Consider the following 430-nt stretch of genomic DNA (forward strand, 5'->3'; position numbering starts at 1 on the left):
GGTTTACTTTGTGCTGACAGATCGTTTCGAAAACGGCGATCCCAGTAATGACCAGAGTTACGGACGTCATAAAGACGGTATGGCGGAAATTGGCACTTTTCACGGCGGCGATTTACGCGGCCTGACCAACAAACTGGATTATCTCCAGCAGTTGGGCGTTAATGCTTTATGGATAAGCGCCCCATTTGAGCAAATTCACGGCTGGGTCGGCGGCGGTACAAACGGTGATTTCCCGCATTATGCCTATCATGGTTATTACACACAGGACTGGACGAATCTTGATGCCAATATGGGCAGTGAAGCCGATCTACGGACGCTGGTTGATAGCGCGCATCAGCGCGGTATTCGTATTCTCTTTGATGTCGTGATGAACCACACCGGCTATGCCACGCTGGCGGATATGCAGGAGTATCAGTTTGGCGCGTTATAT

General features: G+C 50.5%; 1 protein-coding gene. It reads left to right on the forward strand.

Features of this window, described 5'->3' with window-relative positions; all coding sequences use genetic code 11:
- Window positions 1-430 (forward strand): alpha-amylase family glycosyl hydrolase (locus tag JQK88_RS35765; protein ID WP_246750198.1); only part of this gene is annotated, 430 nt, incomplete at both ends.

The sequence above is a fragment of the Mesorhizobium caraganae genome (genome assembly GCF_016836705.1).
In the GTDB taxonomy this organism is placed as follows: Bacteria; Pseudomonadota; Alphaproteobacteria; order Rhizobiales; family Rhizobiaceae; genus Mesorhizobium; species Mesorhizobium caraganae.